The sequence below is a fragment of the Terasakiella sp. 4MB5A genome (genome assembly GCF_050058155.1).
Classification (GTDB): domain Bacteria; phylum Pseudomonadota; class Alphaproteobacteria; order Rhodospirillales; family Terasakiellaceae; genus Terasakiella; species Terasakiella halodenitrificans.
This window is the reverse complement of record NZ_CP188815.1, coordinates 3,192,335-3,212,622: the sequence shown is the minus strand read 5'-3', so window position 1 is coordinate 3,212,622 and position 20,288 is coordinate 3,192,335. Positions and strand designations below refer to the sequence as shown.

The 20,288-nt window shown below is 47.0% G+C and carries 27 protein-coding genes and 1 riboswitch; of the genes, 22 read left to right on the top strand and 5 right to left on the bottom strand.

All coding sequences use genetic code 11. The annotated features are described in order from the left end of the window. The first annotated feature begins 104 nt into the window (after positions 1 to 104). The 4 genes from ACI0FF_RS15220 to ACI0FF_RS15205 are packed head-to-tail and all read left to right on the top strand — an operon-like array spanning position 105 to position 2,875. The gene (locus ACI0FF_RS15220) at positions 105 to 314 is read left to right on the top strand and encodes a hypothetical protein (RefSeq protein ID WP_419797633.1); all 210 of its coding nucleotides are present in this window, start codon (positions 105 to 107) and stop codon (positions 312 to 314) included. A gap of 1 nt (position 315) precedes the next feature. Then, positions 316 to 1,923, top strand: a complete 1,608-nt coding sequence (locus ACI0FF_RS15215; protein WP_419797632.1) for a portal protein — start codon at positions 316 to 318, stop codon at positions 1,921 to 1,923. Then, on the top strand, positions 1,907 to 2,179 hold the full coding sequence (locus ACI0FF_RS15210) for a hypothetical protein (RefSeq protein ID WP_419797631.1): 273 nt from the start codon (positions 1,907 to 1,909) through the stop codon (positions 2,177 to 2,179). Before ACI0FF_RS15215 ends, ACI0FF_RS15210 begins: the two co-directional genes overlap by 17 nt. Positions 2,180 to 2,200: 21 nt before the next feature. Further along, positions 2,201 to 2,875 (top strand): capsid assembly protein, encoded by a 675-nt coding sequence (locus ACI0FF_RS15205; RefSeq protein WP_419797630.1) that lies wholly within the window; start codon positions 2,201 to 2,203, stop codon positions 2,873 to 2,875. On the opposite strand, the gene ACI0FF_RS15200 is transcribed toward ACI0FF_RS15205, so the two are convergent. Further along, the gene (locus ACI0FF_RS15200; protein ID WP_419797629.1) at positions 2,872 to 3,024 is read right to left on the bottom strand and encodes a hypothetical protein; all 153 of its coding nucleotides are present in this window, start codon (positions 3,022 to 3,024) and stop codon (positions 2,872 to 2,874) included. The genes ACI0FF_RS15205 and ACI0FF_RS15200 overlap by 4 nt on opposite strands. Here ACI0FF_RS15200 and ACI0FF_RS15195 point away from each other — a divergent pair. Together ACI0FF_RS15195 and ACI0FF_RS15190 are read left to right on the top strand one after the other, a co-directional pair. Then, positions 3,023 to 3,844: a phage capsid protein gene (locus ACI0FF_RS15195; protein WP_419797628.1), complete on the top strand. Its 822-nt coding sequence runs from the start codon at positions 3,023 to 3,025 to the stop codon at positions 3,842 to 3,844. The genes ACI0FF_RS15200 and ACI0FF_RS15195 overlap by 2 nt on opposite strands. Before the next feature lie 79 nt (positions 3,845 to 3,923). Further along, positions 3,924 to 4,193, top strand: a complete 270-nt coding sequence (locus ACI0FF_RS15190; RefSeq protein ID WP_419797627.1) for a hypothetical protein — start codon at positions 3,924 to 3,926, stop codon at positions 4,191 to 4,193. A gap of 40 nt (positions 4,194 to 4,233) precedes the next feature. On the opposite strand, the gene ACI0FF_RS15185 is transcribed toward ACI0FF_RS15190, so the two are convergent. Continuing rightward, positions 4,234 to 4,803 (bottom strand): hypothetical protein, encoded by a 570-nt coding sequence (locus ACI0FF_RS15185; RefSeq protein WP_419797626.1) that lies wholly within the window; start codon positions 4,801 to 4,803, stop codon positions 4,234 to 4,236. A 235-nt stretch (positions 4,804 to 5,038) separates the two neighbouring features. Between ACI0FF_RS15185 and ACI0FF_RS15180 the strand changes: the two genes are divergently transcribed. The 14 genes from ACI0FF_RS15180 to ACI0FF_RS15115 all read left to right on the top strand — a co-directional run bounded on the left by ACI0FF_RS15180 (position 5,039) and on the right by ACI0FF_RS15115 (position 15,429). Then, complete coding sequence (locus ACI0FF_RS15180) at positions 5,039 to 5,608, top strand: hypothetical protein (protein WP_419797625.1); 570 nt, start codon at positions 5,039 to 5,041, stop codon at positions 5,606 to 5,608. After that, complete coding sequence (locus tag ACI0FF_RS15175; protein WP_419797624.1) at positions 5,609 to 7,525, top strand: hypothetical protein; 1,917 nt, start codon at positions 5,609 to 5,611, stop codon at positions 7,523 to 7,525. It begins immediately after the preceding gene. Between the two features lie 33 nt (positions 7,526 to 7,558). Further along, on the top strand, positions 7,559 to 8,677 hold the full coding sequence (locus ACI0FF_RS15170; RefSeq protein WP_419797623.1) for a hypothetical protein: 1,119 nt from the start codon (positions 7,559 to 7,561) through the stop codon (positions 8,675 to 8,677). Between the two features lie 14 nt (positions 8,678 to 8,691). Next, positions 8,692 to 9,675: a hypothetical protein gene (locus tag ACI0FF_RS15165; RefSeq protein ID WP_419797622.1), complete on the top strand. Its 984-nt coding sequence runs from the start codon at positions 8,692 to 8,694 to the stop codon at positions 9,673 to 9,675. A 17-nt stretch (positions 9,676 to 9,692) separates the two neighbouring features. After that, the gene (locus tag ACI0FF_RS15160) at positions 9,693 to 10,136 is read left to right on the top strand and encodes a hypothetical protein (RefSeq protein ID WP_419797621.1); all 444 of its coding nucleotides are present in this window, start codon (positions 9,693 to 9,695) and stop codon (positions 10,134 to 10,136) included. Then, on the top strand, positions 10,137 to 10,658 hold the full coding sequence (locus ACI0FF_RS15155) for a hypothetical protein (protein ID WP_419797620.1): 522 nt from the start codon (positions 10,137 to 10,139) through the stop codon (positions 10,656 to 10,658). It begins immediately after the preceding gene. 92 nt (positions 10,659 to 10,750) lie between these two features. Further along, positions 10,751 to 11,101 carry a hypothetical protein gene (locus ACI0FF_RS15150; protein WP_419797619.1) on the top strand — a complete coding sequence of 117 codons (351 nt, stop codon included), beginning with the start codon at positions 10,751 to 10,753 and terminating at the stop codon, positions 11,099 to 11,101. 39 nt (positions 11,102 to 11,140) lie between these two features. Beyond that, positions 11,141 to 12,640 carry a phage terminase large subunit gene (gene terL / locus ACI0FF_RS15145; protein WP_419797618.1) on the top strand — a complete coding sequence of 500 codons (1,500 nt, stop codon included), beginning with the start codon at positions 11,141 to 11,143 and terminating at the stop codon, positions 12,638 to 12,640. 70 nt (positions 12,641 to 12,710) lie between these two features. Beyond that, positions 12,711 to 13,013, top strand: coding sequence for a hypothetical protein (locus ACI0FF_RS15140; protein ID WP_419797617.1), 303 nt, complete (start codon positions 12,711 to 12,713; stop codon positions 13,011 to 13,013). A 95-nt stretch (positions 13,014 to 13,108) separates the two neighbouring features. After that, the gene (locus ACI0FF_RS15135; RefSeq protein WP_188666085.1) at positions 13,109 to 13,411 is read left to right on the top strand and encodes a hypothetical protein; all 303 of its coding nucleotides are present in this window, start codon (positions 13,109 to 13,111) and stop codon (positions 13,409 to 13,411) included. Positions 13,412 to 13,413: 2 nt separating this feature from the next. After that, complete coding sequence (locus ACI0FF_RS15130; RefSeq protein ID WP_419797616.1) at positions 13,414 to 13,854, top strand: cell wall hydrolase; 441 nt, start codon at positions 13,414 to 13,416, stop codon at positions 13,852 to 13,854. Between the two features lie 179 nt (positions 13,855 to 14,033). Beyond that, positions 14,034 to 14,420 (top strand): GcrA family cell cycle regulator, encoded by a 387-nt coding sequence (locus ACI0FF_RS15125; RefSeq protein ID WP_419797615.1) that lies wholly within the window; start codon positions 14,034 to 14,036, stop codon positions 14,418 to 14,420. Between the two features lie 89 nt (positions 14,421 to 14,509). Beyond that, positions 14,510 to 15,076, top strand: coding sequence for a peptidoglycan-binding protein (locus tag ACI0FF_RS15120; protein WP_419797614.1), 567 nt, complete (start codon positions 14,510 to 14,512; stop codon positions 15,074 to 15,076). Next, positions 15,073 to 15,429: a hypothetical protein gene (locus ACI0FF_RS15115; RefSeq protein ID WP_419797613.1), complete on the top strand. Its 357-nt coding sequence runs from the start codon at positions 15,073 to 15,075 to the stop codon at positions 15,427 to 15,429. The genes ACI0FF_RS15120 and ACI0FF_RS15115 overlap by 4 nt, the downstream gene beginning before the upstream one ends. Here ACI0FF_RS15115 and ACI0FF_RS15110 read toward each other — a convergent pair. After that, positions 15,426 to 16,451, bottom strand: coding sequence for a tetratricopeptide repeat protein (locus tag ACI0FF_RS15110; protein WP_419797612.1), 1,026 nt, complete (start codon positions 16,449 to 16,451; stop codon positions 15,426 to 15,428). The two genes, ACI0FF_RS15115 and ACI0FF_RS15110, sit on opposite strands and share 4 nt — an antisense overlap. A gap of 137 nt (positions 16,452 to 16,588) precedes the next feature. Next, positions 16,589 to 17,455: a DMT family transporter gene (locus ACI0FF_RS15105; RefSeq protein WP_419797611.1), complete on the bottom strand. Its 867-nt coding sequence runs from the start codon at positions 17,453 to 17,455 to the stop codon at positions 16,589 to 16,591. A 38-nt stretch (positions 17,456 to 17,493) separates the two neighbouring features. Here ACI0FF_RS15105 and ACI0FF_RS15100 point away from each other — a divergent pair, with 38 nt between their 5' ends. Together ACI0FF_RS15100 and bluB are read left to right on the top strand one after the other, a co-directional pair. Beyond that, positions 17,494 to 18,333, top strand: a complete 840-nt coding sequence (locus ACI0FF_RS15100) for an NUDIX hydrolase (protein ID WP_419797610.1) — start codon at positions 17,494 to 17,496, stop codon at positions 18,331 to 18,333. A gap of 72 nt (positions 18,334 to 18,405) precedes the next feature. Next, positions 18,406 to 18,600: riboswitch (cobalamin riboswitch) on the top strand. A 50-nt stretch (positions 18,601 to 18,650) separates the two neighbouring features. After that, the gene (bluB, locus tag ACI0FF_RS15095; RefSeq protein ID WP_419797609.1) at positions 18,651 to 19,409 is read left to right on the top strand and encodes a 5,6-dimethylbenzimidazole synthase; all 759 of its coding nucleotides are present in this window, start codon (positions 18,651 to 18,653) and stop codon (positions 19,407 to 19,409) included. Here the strand turns inward: bluB and gluQRS are convergent. After that, on the bottom strand, positions 19,392 to 20,222 hold the full coding sequence (gene gluQRS / locus ACI0FF_RS15090; RefSeq protein ID WP_419799714.1) for a tRNA glutamyl-Q(34) synthetase GluQRS: 831 nt from the start codon (positions 20,220 to 20,222) through the stop codon (positions 19,392 to 19,394). The genes bluB and gluQRS overlap by 18 nt on opposite strands. Between the last annotated feature and the right edge of the window lie 66 nt (positions 20,223 to 20,288).

Below are 20,288 nucleotides of genomic sequence, written 5' to 3'. Positions count from 1 at the left end.
GACCAGAGTGTTTTTCTCCTAAGCAAGCTTTGAAAAAACCGCCCATGCCTTGATGCATTGGGCGGTTTTTTGTTTTCCGGTCAATTTTATAAAGGAGTTGTCAAATGGGTGGAATGTTTTCTTCACCAAAACCACCGGCCCTGCCACCAGAACCGCCGGCCCCGGAAGATCCGGCAGAAGCAGAGCGTACAGAACGTCTGAAAAATATGGAACGGCGGCGTCGAGGCCGTCAGGGGACGATCCAGACGTCGTGGCGTGGGCTGGAACAAAGTAATCCCGCTACCACGCAGGGCAAGCAGTTGTTAGGAGATTAATATGAGCGAACTCACACCGAAAATGGTGCTGGAGCGTTATCAAAAAGCCAAGGAAAGACGTGGCGTTTGGGAAAGTCATTGGCAGGAATGTTATGATTTTGCCTTGCCACAGCGTAGTGGCTTTTTTAGTCATGCAGTTGCGGGGGAGAAACGTTCGGACAAATTGTTTGATGGGACGGCGCCGGATGCAGTGGACCAATTGGCCGCCAGTATGCTGGCCCATTTGACACCACCCTGGGCCAGCTGGTTTGGCTTAACGGCTGGCCCAGAAGTTGAACAAGAACAACTGGATGATGTGAACCAAAGCTTGGAAAAAACGTCCAAGGTTTTGCAGACACATTTCGAAAGATCCAATTTTTCAATTGAAATGCACCAATGTTTCTTGGATCTAGTCACCGTCGGCAGCGCCTGTTTGATGTTTGAAGAGGCACCGGCAGGTGATGTTTCTGCTTTTCGATTTACGGCTGTTCCTTTGTCACAAGTAATGATGGAAGAAGGCATCAGCGGGTTGTTAAGCGATACCTTCCGTCGCAATGAAATGACGTTTGCGCATTTGCAGGCCCGTTTCCCGGAAGGCAATTTTCCGGCTGATATGGTTGCGCGCTCAGAAACAGACAAAGATCATCGTTATGCTGTGGTCGAAGCCGTGATTGAAAACGGTCCCCGGTTTGATTACATGGCGGTTCTGGAACATGGTTATGGCGGTGTGGGGGAACCAGCACTGTTACGCAAAGGCGTTTTCTCCCATTCCCCTTTTATTGGTTTTCGCTGGTTAAAAGCACCGGGGGAAAGTTATGGACGATCTCCGGTGATGAAGGCGCTACCGGATATCAAGACAGCAAATAAAGTCGTTGAACTCGCATTAAAGAATGCGTCAATTGCCGTTACCGGTATTTGGCAAGCTGACGATGACGGGGTTTTAAATCCGGCAACGATCAAACTGGTTCCGGGAACGATTATTCCAAAGGCGGTGGGGTCTGCCGGATTAACACCGTTGCAAAGCCCCGGCAGTTTCGATCTATCCCAAGTCGTATTGGAAGAATTGCGCAAACGTATCCGTCACGCTTTGTTGGCAGATAAGCTGGGTGCTACTGAAAATAAACAAATGACCGCGACCGAAGTATTGGAACGTTCGGCGGAAATGGCACGTATTTTAGGGGCAACGTATGGTCGCTTGCAGGCGGAATTGCTTACCCCGCTTGTGGTGCGTGCGCTGGCTATTTTAGTACGTCGCGGGGAAGTGGAAACGGTACGCGTTGATGGTCGTTATGTGGATTTGCAATATAAATCCCCGTTGGCCCGTCAACAAACCCGCAAGGAAGCACAGGATATCTTGGCATGGATGCAGTCCTTAAGTGCATTGGGACCCCAGGCAATGGGGTTAATTGATCCTATTAAAACGGCCCGTTTTCTAGCCAAGGCTTACGGCGTGCCTGCTGATATTTTGAAAACTCAGGAAGAGCTAGAACAGGCGGCTTCACAAGGTGCAATGGGCTTACCGGAAGAGATGGATATGGGCCAAGTCGGTGAAATGGCCAAAAACCTGATGCAAAACCCTGAACAATTACAGGAAATGATGAAGGAGGTAGGTCATGCAACCGCACAATAAATCCGGTTGGGATTGGTTTGAAAATGCCATGACCTCGGATGAAAAAAAAGAAATTTCCGAAGATTTACCCGCCCGATTTGCCCGGTGTTTTCGTGGCGAAGATGGAGAAGCCGTCTTAACGCATTTGGCGGAAATGACGCTGGGGCGCTCGTTGGGTGCTAATGCCCATAACGGTATTTTGCGCCACCTTGAAGGGCAACGTTATCTGGTTTCCTACATCATGGGGCTGGTGCGTCAAGGCCGTCTTGGTAAATAAAACAAGAACAAAAGGTGAATAATGTCTAATTTTAAAGAAGAAATGAACGGATTGTCCAAACAACGTCCGTCTTACCTCCCGGAAAAATTCTGGGATGATCAACGTGGGGAACCGCGTCTTGAAGCGATTGCACGATCTTATCGCGAGATGGAACGTAAAGTGGGTGCAGGTCAGCATCGACAGGTACCGGGCCATCATTCAGAATATTGTGTGGAATGCAAAAGCGATATTTTTACATCGGATGAACATGTCAACCAACGCCTGCATAATGCTGGGTTCACCAATGAGCAGGTTCAACTTGTTTATGATCTGGCGCATGAAGCCCTGGAACCGCTGGTGGCTGAGGTCGTTGTCGAGTTATATGGACAACAACAGGTAGACCGCTTGTGTGAAAAATTTGGTGGGGAAGATCGTTGGCAGGAAACAGCACGTCAAATGCACGCTTGGGGGAGCCGAAAATTCGGTCCCGAAGCCTTGAATGCAATGGCGTCCAGCTATGATGGTGTTCTTAGTCTGTATGACATGATGAACCGTCAGGAAGGCGAGCCTGCCTTGGGGGCATTCAATGATCATCATGGGGCGCATAGTGAACAAGATGTGCGCAAACTGATGCGCGATCCCAAATATTGGCGTGATCGTGATCCAGCAATTGTGGAACGGGTGCGTGACGGTTTTCGTCGTCTGTATCCAGGTTAAACACAAAACAGAATTGTCGACGGACAACTGGCCTGATTTACCAGCCCAGCCCGTACGACCAGTCCGGCAAGGCGGCGGATGTGATCCATAACCGCGTTTGTGACGGGTAACTTAAACTTTTCAAAAAAATCAAACAGGAGTGTTGTCATGAGTACAACAATTGAACATTCGTTTATCGGTCATTATGTGGCCGAAGTTCACCTTCAATATCAGCAAATGGGATCCAAGTTGCGCAATACAGTGCGAACCAAGGATAATATTCAAGGGGCAACAACGACTTTCCAGAAAATCGGCAAAGGGACAGCCAGCACCAAGGGCCGTCATGGCAAGGTGCCGATTATGAATATCGATCATGAACCGGTGGAATGTAAGCTCTATGATTACTACGCTGGTGATTGGATCGACAAGCTGGATGAAATCAAGACCAATATCAACGAATTGCAGGTGGTGTCCAAGGCCGGTGCTTACGCGCTGGGTCGTAAAACCGATGACCTGATTATCAACGAATTGGATAAATCGACCAATTTTGCCGGGGATGCCACCGATGGGTTGACCAAAACAAAAGTTTTGGAAGCCTTTGAAATGATGGGTGAGGCCGATGTGCCCGATGATGGTGATCGTTATGCGATTGTCGGTTGGAAACAATGGTCGGATTTGCTGCAAATTGATGAATTTACCAAGGCCGATTATGTCGGTGATGATGATCTGCCGTGGAAAGGCACGCAAGCTAAAAAATGGCTGGGGACTTTATGGATGCCCCATTCCGGCCTGACAAAAACAGGTACGGCGCGTTATTGTTACTGGTATCACAAAACAGCGATTGGTCATGCGATTGGTCAGGATATCAAATCGGATGTGTCCTGGCATGGTGATCGTGCGGCTCACTTCGTCAACAACATGATGAGCCAAGGCTCTACTTTGATTGATCCAAGCGGTGTTGTTTCACTGCGTTGTCTGGAAGCCGCTTAACGGTTTCGAGCTCCCTTACCTAACTTTGGCCCTGTATGATTTGCATACGGGGCCTTTTCTTTTTGAAAAGGAAATTTAAATGGCTTTTGAATCTAAAAATCTCAGCGTTTTGGCCTACTCTAACGGCTTTACGCTTTGGCATTATGCGACGACCGATGTGGCAAGTGATGTGGATACGTCTACTTATTTCAATGAGGCAGCCGATATGTTGCGCACTGGCGATATGGTGATGGCAAACGTGGATACGGACGGTACCCCCGCTGCCGGTATCTTCCTTGTCGCATCCAGCACAGGGGCCGGTGTTGATTTGGCCAATATTACAGCGGTTGGTGCATCAAATACCGATTAAGGCCGAGGCGGATATCCCCCTGTCAGAGCAGGGGGATATCCTACAGCTTGAATTCTTGTGGTTTTTCTTCTTCTTCGTCTTCCAGATTGTCGAAGCTGAAAAGTTGTGGGGCTTTTTCAATAACAACGTTGAGAATTTCTTCAACTTTGCGCTGATCGGCGAGTGCCGCTTCATCGACTTTTCCTTGTAGGCGTTCGTTATCAAGGCTTTTTTTCATACGGTGCAAATCGTTCAGTTCACGGATAAACACATCGCGAGAGCCGATCGGCAGGTTCTTTTCTGCAATATAGCGCAAGAATTTTAAAGAGGCATGGATGGCAAGTGTGAGTTGGCGTGCCGTCAATTCATCCAGTTGGGATTGAAGGTCGGGATTACCTCCTTCTTTTTCGGATTTTTCCAGTCGACGTTGGATAACTTCGTTGAAACTTTCGCATTCAACAACAAGATCTCGAAATTCAAGATACGTTTTGAAACCCTCGCCACTCATGGCGGCTTCGGCATGCCTAGCCCAACCATCCAGTTCATCGGTTCTATCTTTTAAACTTCCGATGAATTGAGTGATTTGTTGACGTTGTTTGTTTCGATTGTTTTCACTGTTGTCAACCAACATGAATGCTCCATCACACCCGTAAAAAAAATTGCATCAAGTTAAAGTTACGAGACTTTCCCGTAGAGGGAATCATAAGTTTCGAAGTTGGGCAAGTGACTTTTTAAAGAATGGCATAAAAAAGTGACGAAGTTCACTCTTGGATAGAACCCGCTTGGTGTTTGGGCGGCTTATCGCGCAGTGAACGTGATTCTCAATTGTGCCAACAACAATAATAGATAGACAAAAGGAGGGCAGAATGTCCCTGACTAAAATTGGATTATGCTCGCGTGCTTTATTGAAAATTGGGGCGCGTACAATTTCGTCCTTCGAGGATGGTTCGGCGGAAGCAGAAGTTGCACAAAATTTATATCCGGGTGTGCGCGATGCGCTTTTATCATCTTATCCCTGGAGTTTCGCAACCGCCCAAACTCGATTGGCACGTTTGACGAGTCGACCGATTGCCGATTTTTCATATGCCTATCAGTTGCCCGTTGATTTTCTGCGTGCGCTATCGGTTGGAACCGGTGATTTGGGGCGGGGCGCATCTTATCGTATTCAGGAAAAACGTTTGCATTGTGATATGGAAGATGTCGTTCTGACTTATATTTTTCGACCGGAACCGACGGAGTTTCCGCCTTATTTCACGCAGTGTCTCATTACGCATTTGGCAGCAGAATTTTGTTTACCACTGACGGAAAGTGCCTCACGAGGAGAGGCGTTATTACGCTTTGGTGAAAAAGATCTGATGAAGGCACGCAATATTGATGCGCAACAACAAACGCCGCAGCAAATTGATTTAAATGGATTGATTGGGGCGAGGTATTAAATGGCACGCACACGGATTTCGAAAAATAGTTTTTCTGGCGGGGAAGTCTCTCCTTATTTGATTGGGCGGGGGGACTTGAAAGCCTATGAAAACGGAATGGCACAGGTACGTAACCTGATTATCTATCCCACGGGCGGTTTACGTCGGCGTGCAGGCTTGCGTCATGTTGATCAAGCTTTCGGTCCTTCGCGTTTGGTGGCGTTTGAATTCAACATTGATCAAATTTACTTGTTGGTTTTTTCCCATTTGAAAATGTCGGTTTATCGAGACGGTATAAAAGATGTGGATATCGACACACCGTGGACAGAGGAGCAACTGTCTAAACTGATCTGGACGCAAAGTGCCGATACCTTGCTGGTCGTTCACCCGGATGTTTCGCCGCGCAAAATCACACGTACCTCTCATGTAGACTGGTCTTTAACAGACTGGTCTTTTTATGAGGATGAGGAAATCGGCCATATCTTGCAGCCCTATTATAAATTCAGTGAAGATAATGTTACTTTGCAGGCGAGTGCGACAATAGGGACTGTGACGCTGACAGCCAGTGCCGATGTGTTTGTCGACGGGCATGTTGGCACGCGTATTCGATTGGCGAAAAAAGAAGTTGAAATTTTGTCGATCGCGTCACCGACGCAAGCAGAGGCGGAAGTGAAAGAAAAGGACGGTTTGGTCGATACAAAAGCGACAAAAGATTGGGAGGAACAATCGTTTTCAGCGGTTCACGGCTGGCCGGTCTCTGTTGTCTTTCATCAAGATCGTCTGGTGATCGGTGGCACGCGTGATTTGCCCAACCGTCTGTGGATGTCTAAATCGTCTGATTTGTTTAATTTTGATTTAGGGGAAGGTCTGGATGATGAAGCCATCGAATTTGCAATTTTATCAGATCAAGTCAATGCGATAAGGGCGTTGTTTTCATCTAAGCATTTACAAATCTTTACGTCTGGGGCGGAATGGATGGTTTCCGGTGATCCTTTAACGCCGGAAACCATTCAGTTGAAACGACAAACGCGTGTCGGTTCACCTGTTAATCGCTATGTCCCGCCTCGCAACGTGGATGGTGCCACGTTGTTTGTGAGTCGGGACGGGCAGGATTTGCGTGAATTCCTTTATGCGGATGTGGAACAATCTTATCAGTCCAATGATTTGGCCATGTTATGCAAACACATTATGAACGATCCGCAAGATCAGGATTACGATAGTTATCGGCGTTTGTTCTATATGGTGATGCATGATGGAACGATGGGGGCACTCAGTGTCTACCGTGCAGAAAAAATATCGGCATGGTCCGTTCTGGATACGCAGGGGAAATTCAAAAATGTCTGTATTGTTGGACAGGACGCTTATGTTCTTGTTGAACGAAATGGGACATACCTGATTGAAATTTTTGATGATCAATTATCGACAGATGCCGGACTAAGTGGTTTTGATAATGATGGCGGACTTGTATGGTCCGGGTTAGATCATTTAAATGAACAGACGGTTCTGTTGGTTGCTGATGGTGCAGTCCTTGGTGAAGACAAGGTTGTTAATGGCCAAATCATATTGAAACGTGCGGTGCATAATCTGGAAGCCGGATTGGCATATACACATGTGCTGGAACCCTTGGCACCTGCACCGCAATTGACAGGGCATGCCTCTCAAGGTGGTCGGTTAAGGCTGGTTGCCTTGACCTTGCGTTTGAAAGACACGCAAGCCTTGAAGCTGGATGTCGGGCGTGGTCCAAAAGATGTCCCGTTTAAACAGTTTGGACCGCAAGGTGTTTTAGATAGCGCACCGCAATTGTTTACCGGGGATGTCACGGTCCGTGCGTTGGGATGGCGGGCCAACGGTATTGAAAAGTTATGGCGGATTGAACAAGACACGCCACTGCCTTTTAGCGTGATGTCTGTGGTCGAAGAAATTACAGCAAACGCTTAATTACCTACATTTATTGAAGAAGAGGAGAACACGATGAGTGAAAACATCGTGATTGGAGACGTGCGCCCGCGCATACAGGCGGTGGGTGACGGTATCTTGTCCACCTTCGTTTTTCCGTTTGCCATTTTTAAGGAAACGGATATGGAAGTCTATCTGGATGATGCACGCCAACTATCTGGCTACAGTGTGAACGGTGCCGGCCAAAGTGAAGGCGGGAGTGTTATTTTTGACGTTCCGCCGCCAGCAAATACGGTGGTGACGCTACGGCGTTATTTAACGATCGAACGCATGAGTGATTTTGCAGAAGGCGGTGCCTTTCATGCCGCTGTCATCAATCAGGAACTGGATTACCTGGTTGCTTTATCGCAACAAAATGCGGATGAAATTGTCCGTTCTGTCACTCTGGATCCCACAGATGGAGATGTGGGGCTTACTTTGCCATCAAAAGCGCAACGGGCGCATGCATGTTTGGTCTTTGATGAGGAAGGAGCACCGGTCGCGGGACCGAATGTGGCGGATATTGTACAAGCTCAAGCAAATGCTGAGGTTGCCATGCAAGCAGCAACGGCTGCACAAGTCAGTGCAAGTTCTGCACAAGCAGATCGTGTCTCTACAGAGACAGCGCGTGATCTTACCCTTTCAGCACGGGATCAGGCTGTTTCAGCAGCTCAGAATACATTTTCCGTTTTTAAATATACGGCAGTTGGTGGGGAAACAACGCTCAATGGACCGGATGATCATGCCAAAGTGTTAATTTATACGCCAGGCGTTGTGCTGGTCGATATGAATGGGGCCCTTTGGGAAGAGGGAACGGATTATGTGGCCGCTGATGGGGCAAGCATTACTGGATTTGCGGCACTTTCAGCAGGTGACGTCATAACGATTAGAGCTTTTGGCTCCTTTAGTATCACACCAGAAATGGACGCCATTGGTGCCGAAGGAGCGGTACAAGTCGCAAATGTGCAAGCGGAAGGTACAGCTCAAAAAGTCAACATGCAGACCTATGTACAACAAATGGCAGATACGGTGAACAATATTACCAACGGCGAGTTCTTTAATATGGACGGAAACGGCGATTTGATGCCGTCCCTGACACCGCTTCATTCTGAACATTACCAATTAGATAGTAACGGCGACATCCAGCCGATTTAAGGAGATTTTTAAACATGGCAACAAAAAATATTGTCCCTCGTGCAAATGGTGAAGGCTCACTTGGGACGGCCTCAAAATACTGGCAAAGCGCCTACGCTAATAGCGTTACAGCGTCCAAATCAATGGCCTCAAGCACAGATTATCCGTTTGTTGCTGAGAACACAAACGGTGCGGTAAATGAAGCAGGAGGTATTGCATTTAAACGCCAAGGTGATGTTCGTGCCTCTATTGATGCGCATTATTATAATGGTCTTTCTTTTAAAACAAAAAATGATAATGGGTCTTTGGAAGAACGTTTTCGCATTGATGACGCAGGCACGAGCGTTTTTTATAGTTCTGCGGAAGTACGTAACGGCTCTTATTTAATGTTACGGCCCAGTGCCAATGATTTTGACTGGCGGTGTGTCGCTGTAGGCACAGAACTCCACACCTATGCGGGTAATGATTTAGTTAATCCACACGTCCGTTACAAAGAAGATGGTAATACTTTCTATAAAAAGAGCCTGTATCTCTCAGCCAATGATGCCGCTATTCGTACACTAGACGAAACTGCGTTTATTATACCAAAAAACACCAGTGGTGATTACTGGCAACGCTCACCTGGTGCTGCATATCATGATGCGAGTGCTCATGTGTTTAGAAGTGGCACTGGCGTGTCGGGCGCTACAATTCTTGGGGATGGTACCATACGTGTGGAGAATACGGCTTCTGGAGGGAATAGCACAAACTTTCTAAAACTCGCCTATGGTGGTAGCTCTGGTTATGCAGATATTGGACCTGATAGTTTAGGGGGGGGGACAAACCTCCGTTTAGGGGCGTCATATAATGGCGTTTACGCAACTGTTGCTACCTTTGGTTGTGACAAGTCTGTTTATTTATACAATGCAGTGTCTGCACCCTCCAGTAGCAATTCTGGTGGAGTCATCATCTATTCATCTGGTGGTGCCCTCTATTGTCGTGGTGCCGCTGGAACAATCACTCAACTCGCAATATCTTAAATAAAAGGAGCGCTATTATGGCACTTATTCTTACCTCTCAACTTGCCCCGACTATCGCAGTGGAAAATGCTTATCATTGTATTGTTGGAACGACGCTTAATTATCAGCACGGTTCGGCTACATGTGTTGTTCAGTCCTATAAAAATGCGACTATCCGTCAAACATACAAAACGGTATTGGCTGAATTAAATACTCTTAAATCCGAACATGAAGTATTACACGCTGCGCTAGGCGATGCCCAGGCTGCACAAGATCAAACAGCTATGCAACAAGCACGTTTTGCTTTGATGAGTAAAGAAGTCGAGCTATCGACTAAATCTGCCGAGTTTGAAAATGCCCAACCTTTTGGGACGTTGGAACTAAAAGGCCTTGATGTATCTGGCTTTACTGATGTTACGCGTTCTGACCTATACGCAGCTATCAAGGCTGTTCCTGAATGGTCAATTGCAGAGGATGCATAAATGAGTGGGCGTAATCTTGCAGAAATGGCGCGGGGCATTAGTTCCTCGCATATCGTTGATGGTGCCGTTACAAGCGCGAAGATTGGTGTAAGTGCTGTAACGTCCACCAAGCTGGCTACAAACGCCGTGGGTGCCGCAGCACTTGATCCATCGGTTACGCCTGTGACGACGAAGCGTCAAGTTTCCGGTGAATATACGATAACGGCAAGTGCTGCTATTGATTGGGCACATGGTCTTGGTGTTATTCCTCAAAAACATGGCTTGAAACTGAAATGTATTCTTGCGGAACGAGGGTATTTAGCGGGGGAGATAGTTGACTTTCCAAACCAAAATATTGGCGTTGGTGGTAATAACCACAACGTCGCTGTCAGTGCTGATGCAACATATGTCCATGCGAAAATTGGTACGACTTCAGGTGTTTTTGGTGGGGGTGGGCCAATCTTGATTATTCGGCGTGATAACGGTGGTAGTGAAACTTTAACCTCAGCAAACTGGAAACTGCTTATCTGGGCGGAGGCCTAAAAACGATAGGATCTGTTTGATATAGGGGGGTGGTCCGTTTTGCACATTTATTGTGCGAGACGGACAAGCCTTGCTGAAGAGAGGAGAAAGGGATGGAGGAAAGTCCAAAACCCATAAGGCGTCGTCGACGGCGAAAAAAAGCATCATCAATTGAAGAAGTGCGCGGTTTACTCGCTGATTTGCTTCCCAATCTTATACAAAGTGCGACAACAAGTTATGAAGCTTTTTCGAGTGCTGAAGAACCAGAGGATGCGAAGGGTTTCGCCGCACATCACGCAGCCTGTAAGGCGGCTTTATCGCATGTGGAATTATTAACAAAACTTGTGCGCTGGGCGGAAAATACACCGGAAGAAACCGTTGTACCTTTGTCGGAAGATGACGAAATTGCGGGTCTTCTGGCAGGTGCGCGTGCCGCGTTGAAAGGATTGGAAGATGAATGCTGATGAATGAGTGTTCATGCTGGAAAAAGGAGAAGAAAAACAATGAAACAGCGTGTGGCCTTTCCAGAATTTGTCATGTTATGGGATCAAATTCAGGGGCTGGGCATGCCTCAACATCACCTGAAAATTTGTCGATGGCTGGATGAGACCTGGATGCAAGGGCGACGAGAGCTTTTGCTGATGGCCTTTCGTAATTCCGGTAAAAGTACGTTAGTCGGTTTGTTTTGTGCGTGGCTGCTGTATATGGATGCAGATCGTCGCATTATGGTAATGGCGGCTGATTTTGCTTTAGCGAAGAAAATGGTCCGCAATGTGAAGCGTATTATCGAACGTCATCCACTGACAAAACGCTTGAAGCCAAAGCGAAAAGAACAATGGGCATCGGACCAGTTTACGGTTAATCGCCCCAGTGAACTGCGTGACCCCAGTATGTTAGCAAAAGGAATTGGGGCCAATATTACGGGATCGCGTGCCGATGTTGTGATTTGCGATGACGTAGAAGTCCCCAACACCTGTGACAGTGCGCCCAAGCGGCTTGATCTGCGTGCGCGTTTGCAAGAAATTGATTATGTCATTGTGCCAGGCGGTTTGCAGCTTTATGTCGGCACACCTCATACATACTACACCATTTATGCGGATGAAGCACGGGAGGAGAATGGTGAAGAGGCAGCCTTTCTTGCCGGGTTTGAAAGGTTTAAATTGGCGTTGCTTGATCAAAACGGGCGAAGCCAATGGCCTGAACGTTTTCCGGACAACAACATCGCAGCGATCCAGCGAAGAACCGGAAAAAATAAATTCGAAAGCCAAATGATGCTGCAACCGGTGAATATTTCTGAAAGCCGTTTAGATCCAGATCTAATGCAAATTTATGAGCGGGATTTGGACTATAACGAACATAATCGGATGGCATCTTTGTCTTTGGGGGACCGTCAGTTAGTGTCGGCCAGTTGTTGGTGGGATCCGTCATTCGGATCACCGGATAAGGGGGATGCCAGTGTTATTGCCGCCCTATATACGGATGATCAGGGGGCTTATTGGCTGCATGCGTTACGTTACATGACCCATGATCCCGCGAAATTGGCAGAAGCCGACGAAGCAACCCAGCTCTGTCGACAGGTGGTGGCATTTGTGCGGGAGTATTACCTGCCTTCTGTTTGTCTTGAAACAAACGGCGTGGGGAAGTTCTTACCGGGATTGTTACGGCGTGAGCTGGAAAAGGCCGGGGTATCTTGTGCGGTTATTGAAAAACATTCCCGTGTGAATAAAGCGGAACGCATTTTATCTGCATTCGATGTGGTGTTGGCATCCAAGGCGTTGTGGGTTCATCGCAATGTTTGGAAGACAAGGTTTCCAACTGAAATGCGTGAATGGGTTCCTTCCGTTTCGGCGAAAGACGATGCGTTGGATGCGGTTGCGGGATGCTTACTTAGTGAGCCTGTGCGCTTACCTCGTACCCCGTTGCATGAATTAGATGGAAAGAAGATGGTGCACTGGGGAGGGAATGTGAGTTCTCTAAACGCAGATTGTGAATTTGATGTGTAAAAGACCCTTGAGAGTCGTGGGCGCGATGACCATATATTTCTAAACTGCAAAGTGAACGAAGGAGGATGTCATGCAACGTGTATTCACAGCATTTATTCTTTTCTGCACCGTGATGTCCTTCGCCTTCCCATCTGTAGCACAAAGCCTGTGCGGTGAACGTGTGGACATTATTGATGCTTTGAAAAAACGCTATCACGAAGTTCCCGTTTCAATGGGATTGGCGGGGAACGGTGGTGTCGTTGAAATTTTTGCCTCAAACAGAGGGAGCTGGACAATTATTGTTACCAAACCGACAGGTGTCGCCTGTGTTGTCTCGGCTGGAGAAGCCTGGGAAAGCCTCAAGGGCATGGGAGATAACGATACGGGCGTTTAGAGGCTCGAAAGTACACTAAGAAAAGTTAGACAAAAAAAGAAACGCTTCGACAGGTGATGTCGAAGCGTTTTTGCTTTTTTAAAGGAGATTTAAAAATGAATGGAAGTTGGAGTATCGACCTGATCTGGTGGATTACGGCGTTTGAATTACCGGCGATGGCGGGGTTATTTTGGATGATTTGGCGAAGTCGACAAGATCATGATGATGATCGTGCTGAAATGCGTGAACATACGGAAACCGGATTTGGGAAATTGCGCGAAAATTTATCTGCTTACAAGCTGGAGGTCGCCAAGAATTATGCCTCGATCGCTTATATGAAAGATGTTGAACGTCGTCTGACAGGGCATTTGGTACGAATTGAAAATAAGCTGGATCAACCTATGCGTGGTGGAGTTTAAGTATGAGTAATTGTCGTTATTCCCGTACACCGGATAAGGCGGTTGATGTATTGGCGCGCACCTTGTTTGGCGAAGCGCGTGGGGAAAAAGTACGTGGTATTGAAGCGGTCGCTTGTGTGGTGATCAATCGGATCGAAAAAGCAATTCGTCGCGGCGGTTATTGGTGGGGCAGTGATGTCGAAGGGGTGTGTTTACGCCCTTGGCAATTTTCATGCTGGAATGTGAATGATCCAAATAGAGAGCAGATTTTGCAGGTTACAGATAACAACAAAGTGTTTGCAAGTTGTATGCGGGTTGCCAGACGTGCGTTATTTGGGGGGGTGAAAGACCCGACACAAGGCGCGACACACTATCATCGCGTCGGATTGTTACCGGCGTGGGCGCGCAATCATATTCCTTGTGCTGAGATCGGAAACCATGTCTTTTATAAAGATATTCCTTGATTGTATATAAATGGGAAACAGGTGTTTTTCTACAAAAAGGGCATTTGCGTATTGCTTCAAACAGACTCATTCTGTAATGTGCGCCAACTTTTTTCGTAAAATACTATGTATCCTTTTGTGCGGCTGGGTTATATTGACCGCTTGTACGTAAGGGAATGGAAAATCGTGAAGGAACGGTTATGAGTGTAGATTGGACGCCGGAACGAATTGAGATTTTGACTCAGCTGTGGAATGAAGGTATCGCCACCAGCGAAATTGGTCGACGTCTTGATGTGACGAAAAATGCGGTCGTCGGTAAGGTCCACCGTCTGGGGTTGCCGAAGCGTCAATCGCCGATCCAGCGTAAGCCCGCAAAGAAAAAGAAAGCACCGGAACCGGAAATTATCACAATGGATAAACTCCGTCCGGGGATGTGTGCATGGCCAATCGGCGATCCAGGCACACCGGGATTTCATTTTTGCGGTGGCAAGGCAGTTGAAGGGAAGCCTTATTGTGCGACACACTGTGAACAGGCTTATGTGCGCAGTGTCAAAGACGATAAAAACAATGCGAAACGTGCCTCCTGATTTCTAAAAATACCGAATAAAAGCGCGCCTTTGGTTATGAAGGCGCGCTTTTTTTTGTCCGCAAACAAGCCATGTAAAGGACGATTGTTATGTCTTCACTTTTCCCGGGTTTTGCCAATCCATTCAGTGTTGGGAAAACAATTAGCCAGAATTCCAACACTGATCCGAATGATGTCTTGAATACCAAAAACGCCCTTGCTCAAACTGGGGATTATCAGGTACCGGATTTTGGCATCACGGATATTCCCGATATGGGCATGATTGACGGTCTTAAGCGTTTCCAGCAAAAAAATGGTCTCAAGGTTGATGGTGTTATGAAACCCGGTGGCCCGACTGAAAGCAAGATTGGTGAAACACTCGCTAATCAAGGAATTTCGACGGTGAATCCGCTGGCAACCAAGGTGGCTAATCCCAAACCTAAACCGACAAAAATCGACCCACTGACAGGCTTACCGGAAGTCAAAGTGCCGAAACTCAAGAAGCCAACGAATGCCATGTGGGAGCAGGCTGCCAATCAGCAAAAGCCGGAAACAAGTCCTTGGTTTAAATCAACTAAACTGCAACCTGTTTCTAATGAAGCGCATGCGGAAAATACCCGTACTATGGATGGTATGCTCAACTATTCCAACAATGGATTTCTAAGCGTGATGATATGACACGGTTAGGGGAGGAAGCGGACGAAGCAGAGCAGGAAATCCGTGATATTGTTTATGATGTTGCTAAAGATTTAACGCTGATTTCGTTTTTTGAACTTATTACCAGTGGAAGTGTTGAACAGGCTATGAATTGGCTTAAGAAACGAATTAAGCGTCCATTAGACTGGGTCACAATTGCTCAAGATGCTTGGATCATCTACAATAATATGAAGAAGATTGAAAACCTCGAAACGGAATCAAAGGATGATTATGATGAGTGGCAAAAATGGGTTGAGGCACGTGACGCTATTCAAGATAAAGCCGCAGAAGAGCCTTATAGCTGTAAAATTTACGGTTGGTACAAGGGTGATTAGTGGCATCGTTTCATATTTACTTTAAATCGGTGGTCATTCTGAATTGAGCTTTGGAGATAGGAGCCAATTTTTTGTTTTGCCTTTTCAACTTCAGAAGCAACATCAGCTCCATTTTCACGAGCCATAAGGTACCACCCGTAAGTGCTTTGCTTACTTTGCCTTACGCCATAATCACCTATTTCAGATAATTGGGCTAATTTAAGCATAGCGGGTACATATCCGCATTGGGCAGCCCACATAAGGTGCATCTCCCCTTCGCGTCTGTTTTTATCGTCAAATGAACCTTTTAAGTATTCTATTCCAAGGATGAAGCGTGCTTTCGGTGAGAATAAGGCTGTTTGACTCAAAATATTTCTTGCGGAGATTTCATCTATTTGAAGGAGACTCCTATCAAGATAACGACCAGAGCCATCTAACAGAGCTTGGGCTAATTTAATAAGGCCCTCATCTGTGGAAGTTGTTTCGATCAACCACTCAATACCTGCTTTTAGCAAAGGCGGTATGGGGCGGTCTTTCAATAAATCCTGATATCTTGCATATGTACGAGAAGTTTTAGAGAATGCTCCACGAGTGAGTAATAACTTGAACGCCTCATTGGCCTTCGCCTCAGATTGTTCAACACCATGCCCATAATAGTATTTCCACCCGACATGGGCATAAAAATGTGGCCCACCCGCATCTGCGGCTTGTTTAAAATATTCAAACGATTTTTTAGGTGAGTATTCTACACATACAGCACGGTCATACATTTCTGCATAAACCAGTTGGGCCGAATATCGGATATCACTATCTGAATTTTGCAGCTTTTCATTCAAATGTGAAAGAAGAGGGGCACAGTTTCCTTGAACACCCTGATCATATTGTTCAAAAAAGGCACTGCTGGGACCATAATGCAGGACTTCTTTCGCAGAGCGTTTCGGAAGTGGCTTTGATAAATCCATTGCGTGAACAAGGTTTGGCCAGACAGCTCCAACCGTTAAAGCGGCGATAAAACCCCACAAGTGATACTTAAACCCAGACATTGCATACGACCCATGATGATAATTTGACACATCATGCCCTATGAATGGTTTGGAGGGAATATTTCATTTGGTTGGGGGGCCTACAGGTATATCTGGCGACTCTGCTAGCCGTTTAGAATGTCTCGTTGTTGCTGAAATTATACTCTTTTATGGGCGCGCAGGCTGGCAAGGGAATGCAGGGCCAGAGTGCCAACCACAATCCCACCGCCAATAACGGCGTTGGGAGACGGAATTTCGTTGAGAACGGCCCAAACCCAAATGGGACCGATAATGGTTTCCAGCAACATTAACAAGCTGACTTCGGCAGAGGGGATATATTTTGCCCCTAACCCCAACATGACAAATGCAAAAGCGTTTAACCCACCCATTGCCCCTAATGTGAGGAGCGACTGTACATTGACGACGAGATAGGGCGCGAGATAAAGCGTGGGAATGCAAACGACGATCCCGCCCCAGGCAAAGACATTTAAGACATTGATGGTTTTTTCACTGCGAATGACAGTCATGTTGGCTGCGGTGACGAAGGCACAAGCCAAAGCAAAGAGTTTGCCGTTTAAACCTGTCGTATCCAGATTGTCGATAAAGACGATGATAATACCAACGATCGCACATCCCATTGCGATGATTGTACGTAATGCAATTCGTTCTTTTAAGAAGATCAGCGATAAAAGTGCGGCAAACAAGGACATGGTGCTTAAAATGACCAGTGCGTTGGCAACCGTTGTATGGGTGATGGAAAGAACGAAAAACAAGGTGCCGAAACCTGCCAGAATGATACAAAGCCATTCTTTTAAATGGGCAGGCCAAAGAGCTTTCAGGCCTGCGCGACGGCGAAAGAAAATTTGATAGAGAAACAAACAACAGGCAATGATCAGGCCGCGCCAGAAAACGATTGTCCAGTCGTGTGCATCGACAAGACGCACAAGCAATCCGTCCGGTGTCAGGGACAAAGCCCCCAGTGTGGCGAAGATAAGACCTTGAATATGGTCGGGACGTTGTTGCATGGTGTGTCAGTCATTTTTCAAAAAAGGGGAATATACCGATGGGCTACATAGATCATATTCGGACGTGTAACAATCATGATTTGTCCCGTTTTGTTTCTTTTCAGGGGCCCGCGGGGCAATCCATCGGATGGGTTCGGCGTGACAATCTGGCACTATTGTCAGAATTTCATGACGTTTTTGATTTTACGCAGGATGTCTTACGCTTAAAAAAAGTCGATGACATAACAGCACATATGGCGCAGATGACACAGGCGTTACAGGATAAAAAACAAATTAACGGATGGCGTGGGGAACTGTACGCTGTATCGCCACGTTTTGGGGAGGAGCCCTTGTTTTTAATTGAACGGGCCGCGACACCGTTATTTGGTCTTCGGGCTTATGGTGTTCATATCAATGGCTTTGTTCGTGATAAAGGCCAGATTAAAATGTGGATTGCCAAACGTGCGGCTGATCGGATGGTTTGCCCGGATATGTGGGACAATATGGTGGCGGGCGGTCAACCAGCAGGCCTGAGCCTCATGGAAAATATTATCAAGGAATGTGGTGAAGAAGCAGGGATCCCCGAAGATCTGGCACGTCAAGCTCAATCGGTCGGCACCGTCAGTTATATAATGGAAACAGACGGCGGGCTGAAACCCGATGTGATGTTTTGTTATGACCTTGAAGTCCCCAAAAGGTTCATTCCCAACAATACGGACGGGGAGGTCGCGAGCTTTCATCTGATGGATGTGGAAGAGGTTGCTGATATCGTCAAAAACACCTTTGATTTTAAATTCAATTGCAATCTCGTCATCCTTGATTTTCTCATTCGCCACGGTGTGCTTAACCCGGATGAGATTATTGAATATGAAGAGTTGGTGCGTGGTTTGAGGCAATAATTCTGGAAACATTATAATCTACTTTTCCAAAGTGTAATTTCCATTGTGAATTGGAAAAACAACCTATATAAAAGCCTTACATAGCCCACGGGTGCCTGTTTTGATGAAAATAGACAGGATAATCGGGAAAGCGGTGAAAGTCCGCTACGTGCCCAACGCTGTAACGGGGACTGTTGTAACAATTTTGACCACTGAGTTTTGCTTGGGAAGGTCGTTTACAACGGAATGAACCGAAGTCAGAAGACCGGCCTGTCGGGAAGTTTGATGAAACGGATTGGACGTTCGTTTTTGAAATAATCCATTTAAGGGGAATGAAAATGGATGGAACGACTTTGCCTATTCAGCCTGAAATCAATTTTTGTGAAGATCACCGCCACGGTGTGTACCGTGCGATTTTTGAACGTCGTGACGTACGTGGGCAGTTCAAGCCGGACCTGGTCGAAGATGATAAACTTGCCCGTTTGATTACTGCTGCACATTATGCGCCTTCGGTTGGTTTTATGCAGCCGTGGGATTTTATGGTGGTGAAACAGCAAGAGGTGAAACAGAAGGTTCACGATCTGTTCAAAACGGCCCATGATGAAGCCGCTGACATGTTTGAGGAAGAACGACGCGAAACTTATCGCAGCCTGAAACTGGAAGGTATTCTGGAAAGTCCGGTCAATCTGGTGATTACCTGTGATCGATCCCGTTCCGGCCCTGTCGTGGTGGGTCGAACCCATCAAAAGACAATGGATTTATATTCCAGTGTGTGTGCCGTACAAAACCTGTGGCTGGCGGCACGGGCAGAAGGCCTCGGCGTTGGTTGGGTGAGTATTATGAACGAAACCGCCTTGAAAGAGGTCTTGGGTATTCCGAAAAATATTACAGTGATTGCCTATCTTTGTATCGGTTATGTCAGCCACTTTTATCAAAAGCCAGAATTGGAAATGGCCAATTGGCGCGAACGTTTGGCGATCGAAGATATTCTGCATTTCGATCAATGGGGCCAAAGTGAACAAAATTCGCTGACGCAAACCTTGAAAGACCAACAGGCTGCCGCGCAAGAGGGCCGTTTCTTATCTGAAATCCTCTAGCATGTCCCAGACCTGTTGTGGGCTATAATCTTTGTTGCGCAAAGAACGGATGGTCAGCGATTTGTCCCGTTTGGCAAATCGTTTGCCGTCTTTGCCGCGCAGCAGGGTGTGATGGTGATATTGCGGAACGTTCAAATTCAAAAGGGCTTGTAACAGACGGTGGATATGACTGGCCTGGAACAGGTCTTCACCGCGCGTTACCAGTGAAATACCCTGTAAATCATCATCTACAGTGACCGAAATATGATAACTGGTCGGGGTGTCTTTGCGGGCCAGTACAATATCGCCGAAAATTTCCGGTCTGGCCTGTTGTTTGCCATGTGCGCGATCTGTCCAATGAAGGATACCTGCGTGGCGGCAGGCTTTATCCATATCAAGACGCAGCGCGAAGGCTTTGCCGTCTGCCAGCAGGTCTTCGCGTTGTGTTTGGCTCAAATGACGACAGGTGCCAGGATAGAGAAGCCCATCGGGACCATGCGGGGCATGAGCGGAACGGGTAACTTCGGCCTGAATGTCTTTGCGTGTACAAAAACAAGGGTACAAGAGGCCCTGACTATTCAGCTTGTCTATGGTCTTTTGATAATCGTCCATATGTTGTGACTGGATGCGCACCGGGATTTCCCATGACAGACCAAGCCAGGCGAGGTCCTCATAAATAGCATCGACAAATTCGGGACGGCAGCGTCCTTGATCAATATCTTCGATCCGCAGGAGAAAACGTTGCCCCTGTTCGGCACTAAATCGGGCGCTGTAGGCATGGCCTAAATGCAGGTAGCCACTGGGGCTTGGAGCAAAACGGGTGGTCTCAATCATCATGACAACTTTTATATCTTTTGTAACTCCTTTGTCATAGGGATTTGTTAGGGTATAATCATTGAT

What these genes read in the sequence shown, in the direction of transcription:
- ACI0FF_RS15220 (WP_419797633.1), top strand. Translation starts at nt 105, where the DNA reads ATGGGTGGAATGTTTTCTTCACCAAAACCACCGGCCCTGCCACCAGAA.
- ACI0FF_RS15215 (WP_419797632.1), top strand. Translation starts at nt 316, where the DNA reads ATGAGCGAACTCACACCGAAAATGGTGCTGGAGCGTTATCAAAAAGCC.
- ACI0FF_RS15210 (WP_419797631.1), top strand. Translation starts at nt 1,907, where the DNA reads ATGCAACCGCACAATAAATCCGGTTGGGATTGGTTTGAAAATGCCATG.
- ACI0FF_RS15205 (WP_419797630.1), top strand. Translation starts at nt 2,201, where the DNA reads ATGTCTAATTTTAAAGAAGAAATGAACGGATTGTCCAAACAACGTCCG.
- ACI0FF_RS15195 (WP_419797628.1), top strand. Translation starts at nt 3,023, where the DNA reads ATGAGTACAACAATTGAACATTCGTTTATCGGTCATTATGTGGCCGAA.
- ACI0FF_RS15200 (WP_419797629.1), bottom strand. Translation starts at nt 3,024, where the DNA reads ATGACAACACTCCTGTTTGATTTTTTTGAAAAGTTTAAGTTACCCGTC.
- ACI0FF_RS15190 (WP_419797627.1), top strand. Translation starts at nt 3,924, where the DNA reads ATGGCTTTTGAATCTAAAAATCTCAGCGTTTTGGCCTACTCTAACGGC.
- ACI0FF_RS15185 (WP_419797626.1), bottom strand. Translation starts at nt 4,803, where the DNA reads ATGTTGGTTGACAACAGTGAAAACAATCGAAACAAACAACGTCAACAA.
- ACI0FF_RS15180 (WP_419797625.1), top strand. Translation starts at nt 5,039, where the DNA reads ATGTCCCTGACTAAAATTGGATTATGCTCGCGTGCTTTATTGAAAATT.
- ACI0FF_RS15175 (WP_419797624.1), top strand. Translation starts at nt 5,609, where the DNA reads ATGGCACGCACACGGATTTCGAAAAATAGTTTTTCTGGCGGGGAAGTC.
- ACI0FF_RS15170 (WP_419797623.1), top strand. Translation starts at nt 7,559, where the DNA reads ATGAGTGAAAACATCGTGATTGGAGACGTGCGCCCGCGCATACAGGCG.
- ACI0FF_RS15165 (WP_419797622.1), top strand. Translation starts at nt 8,692, where the DNA reads ATGGCAACAAAAAATATTGTCCCTCGTGCAAATGGTGAAGGCTCACTT.
- ACI0FF_RS15160 (WP_419797621.1), top strand. Translation starts at nt 9,693, where the DNA reads ATGGCACTTATTCTTACCTCTCAACTTGCCCCGACTATCGCAGTGGAA.
- ACI0FF_RS15155 (WP_419797620.1), top strand. Translation starts at nt 10,137, where the DNA reads ATGAGTGGGCGTAATCTTGCAGAAATGGCGCGGGGCATTAGTTCCTCG.
- ACI0FF_RS15150 (WP_419797619.1), top strand. Translation starts at nt 10,751, where the DNA reads ATGGAGGAAAGTCCAAAACCCATAAGGCGTCGTCGACGGCGAAAAAAA.
- terL (WP_419797618.1), top strand. Translation starts at nt 11,141, where the DNA reads ATGAAACAGCGTGTGGCCTTTCCAGAATTTGTCATGTTATGGGATCAA.
- ACI0FF_RS15140 (WP_419797617.1), top strand. Translation starts at nt 12,711, where the DNA reads ATGCAACGTGTATTCACAGCATTTATTCTTTTCTGCACCGTGATGTCC.
- ACI0FF_RS15135 (WP_188666085.1), top strand. Translation starts at nt 13,109, where the DNA reads ATGAATGGAAGTTGGAGTATCGACCTGATCTGGTGGATTACGGCGTTT.
- ACI0FF_RS15130 (WP_419797616.1), top strand. Translation starts at nt 13,414, where the DNA reads ATGAGTAATTGTCGTTATTCCCGTACACCGGATAAGGCGGTTGATGTA.
- ACI0FF_RS15125 (WP_419797615.1), top strand. Translation starts at nt 14,034, where the DNA reads ATGAGTGTAGATTGGACGCCGGAACGAATTGAGATTTTGACTCAGCTG.
- ACI0FF_RS15120 (WP_419797614.1), top strand. Translation starts at nt 14,510, where the DNA reads ATGTCTTCACTTTTCCCGGGTTTTGCCAATCCATTCAGTGTTGGGAAA.
- ACI0FF_RS15115 (WP_419797613.1), top strand. Translation starts at nt 15,073, where the DNA reads ATGACACGGTTAGGGGAGGAAGCGGACGAAGCAGAGCAGGAAATCCGT.
- ACI0FF_RS15110 (WP_419797612.1), bottom strand. Translation starts at nt 16,451, where the DNA reads ATGTCTGGGTTTAAGTATCACTTGTGGGGTTTTATCGCCGCTTTAACG.
- ACI0FF_RS15105 (WP_419797611.1), bottom strand. Translation starts at nt 17,455, where the DNA reads ATGCAACAACGTCCCGACCATATTCAAGGTCTTATCTTCGCCACACTG.
- ACI0FF_RS15100 (WP_419797610.1), top strand. Translation starts at nt 17,494, where the DNA reads ATGGGCTACATAGATCATATTCGGACGTGTAACAATCATGATTTGTCC.
- bluB (WP_419797609.1), top strand. Translation starts at nt 18,651, where the DNA reads ATGGATGGAACGACTTTGCCTATTCAGCCTGAAATCAATTTTTGTGAA.
- gluQRS (WP_419799714.1), bottom strand. Translation starts at nt 20,222, where the DNA reads ATGATTGAGACCACCCGTTTTGCTCCAAGCCCCAGTGGCTACCTGCAT.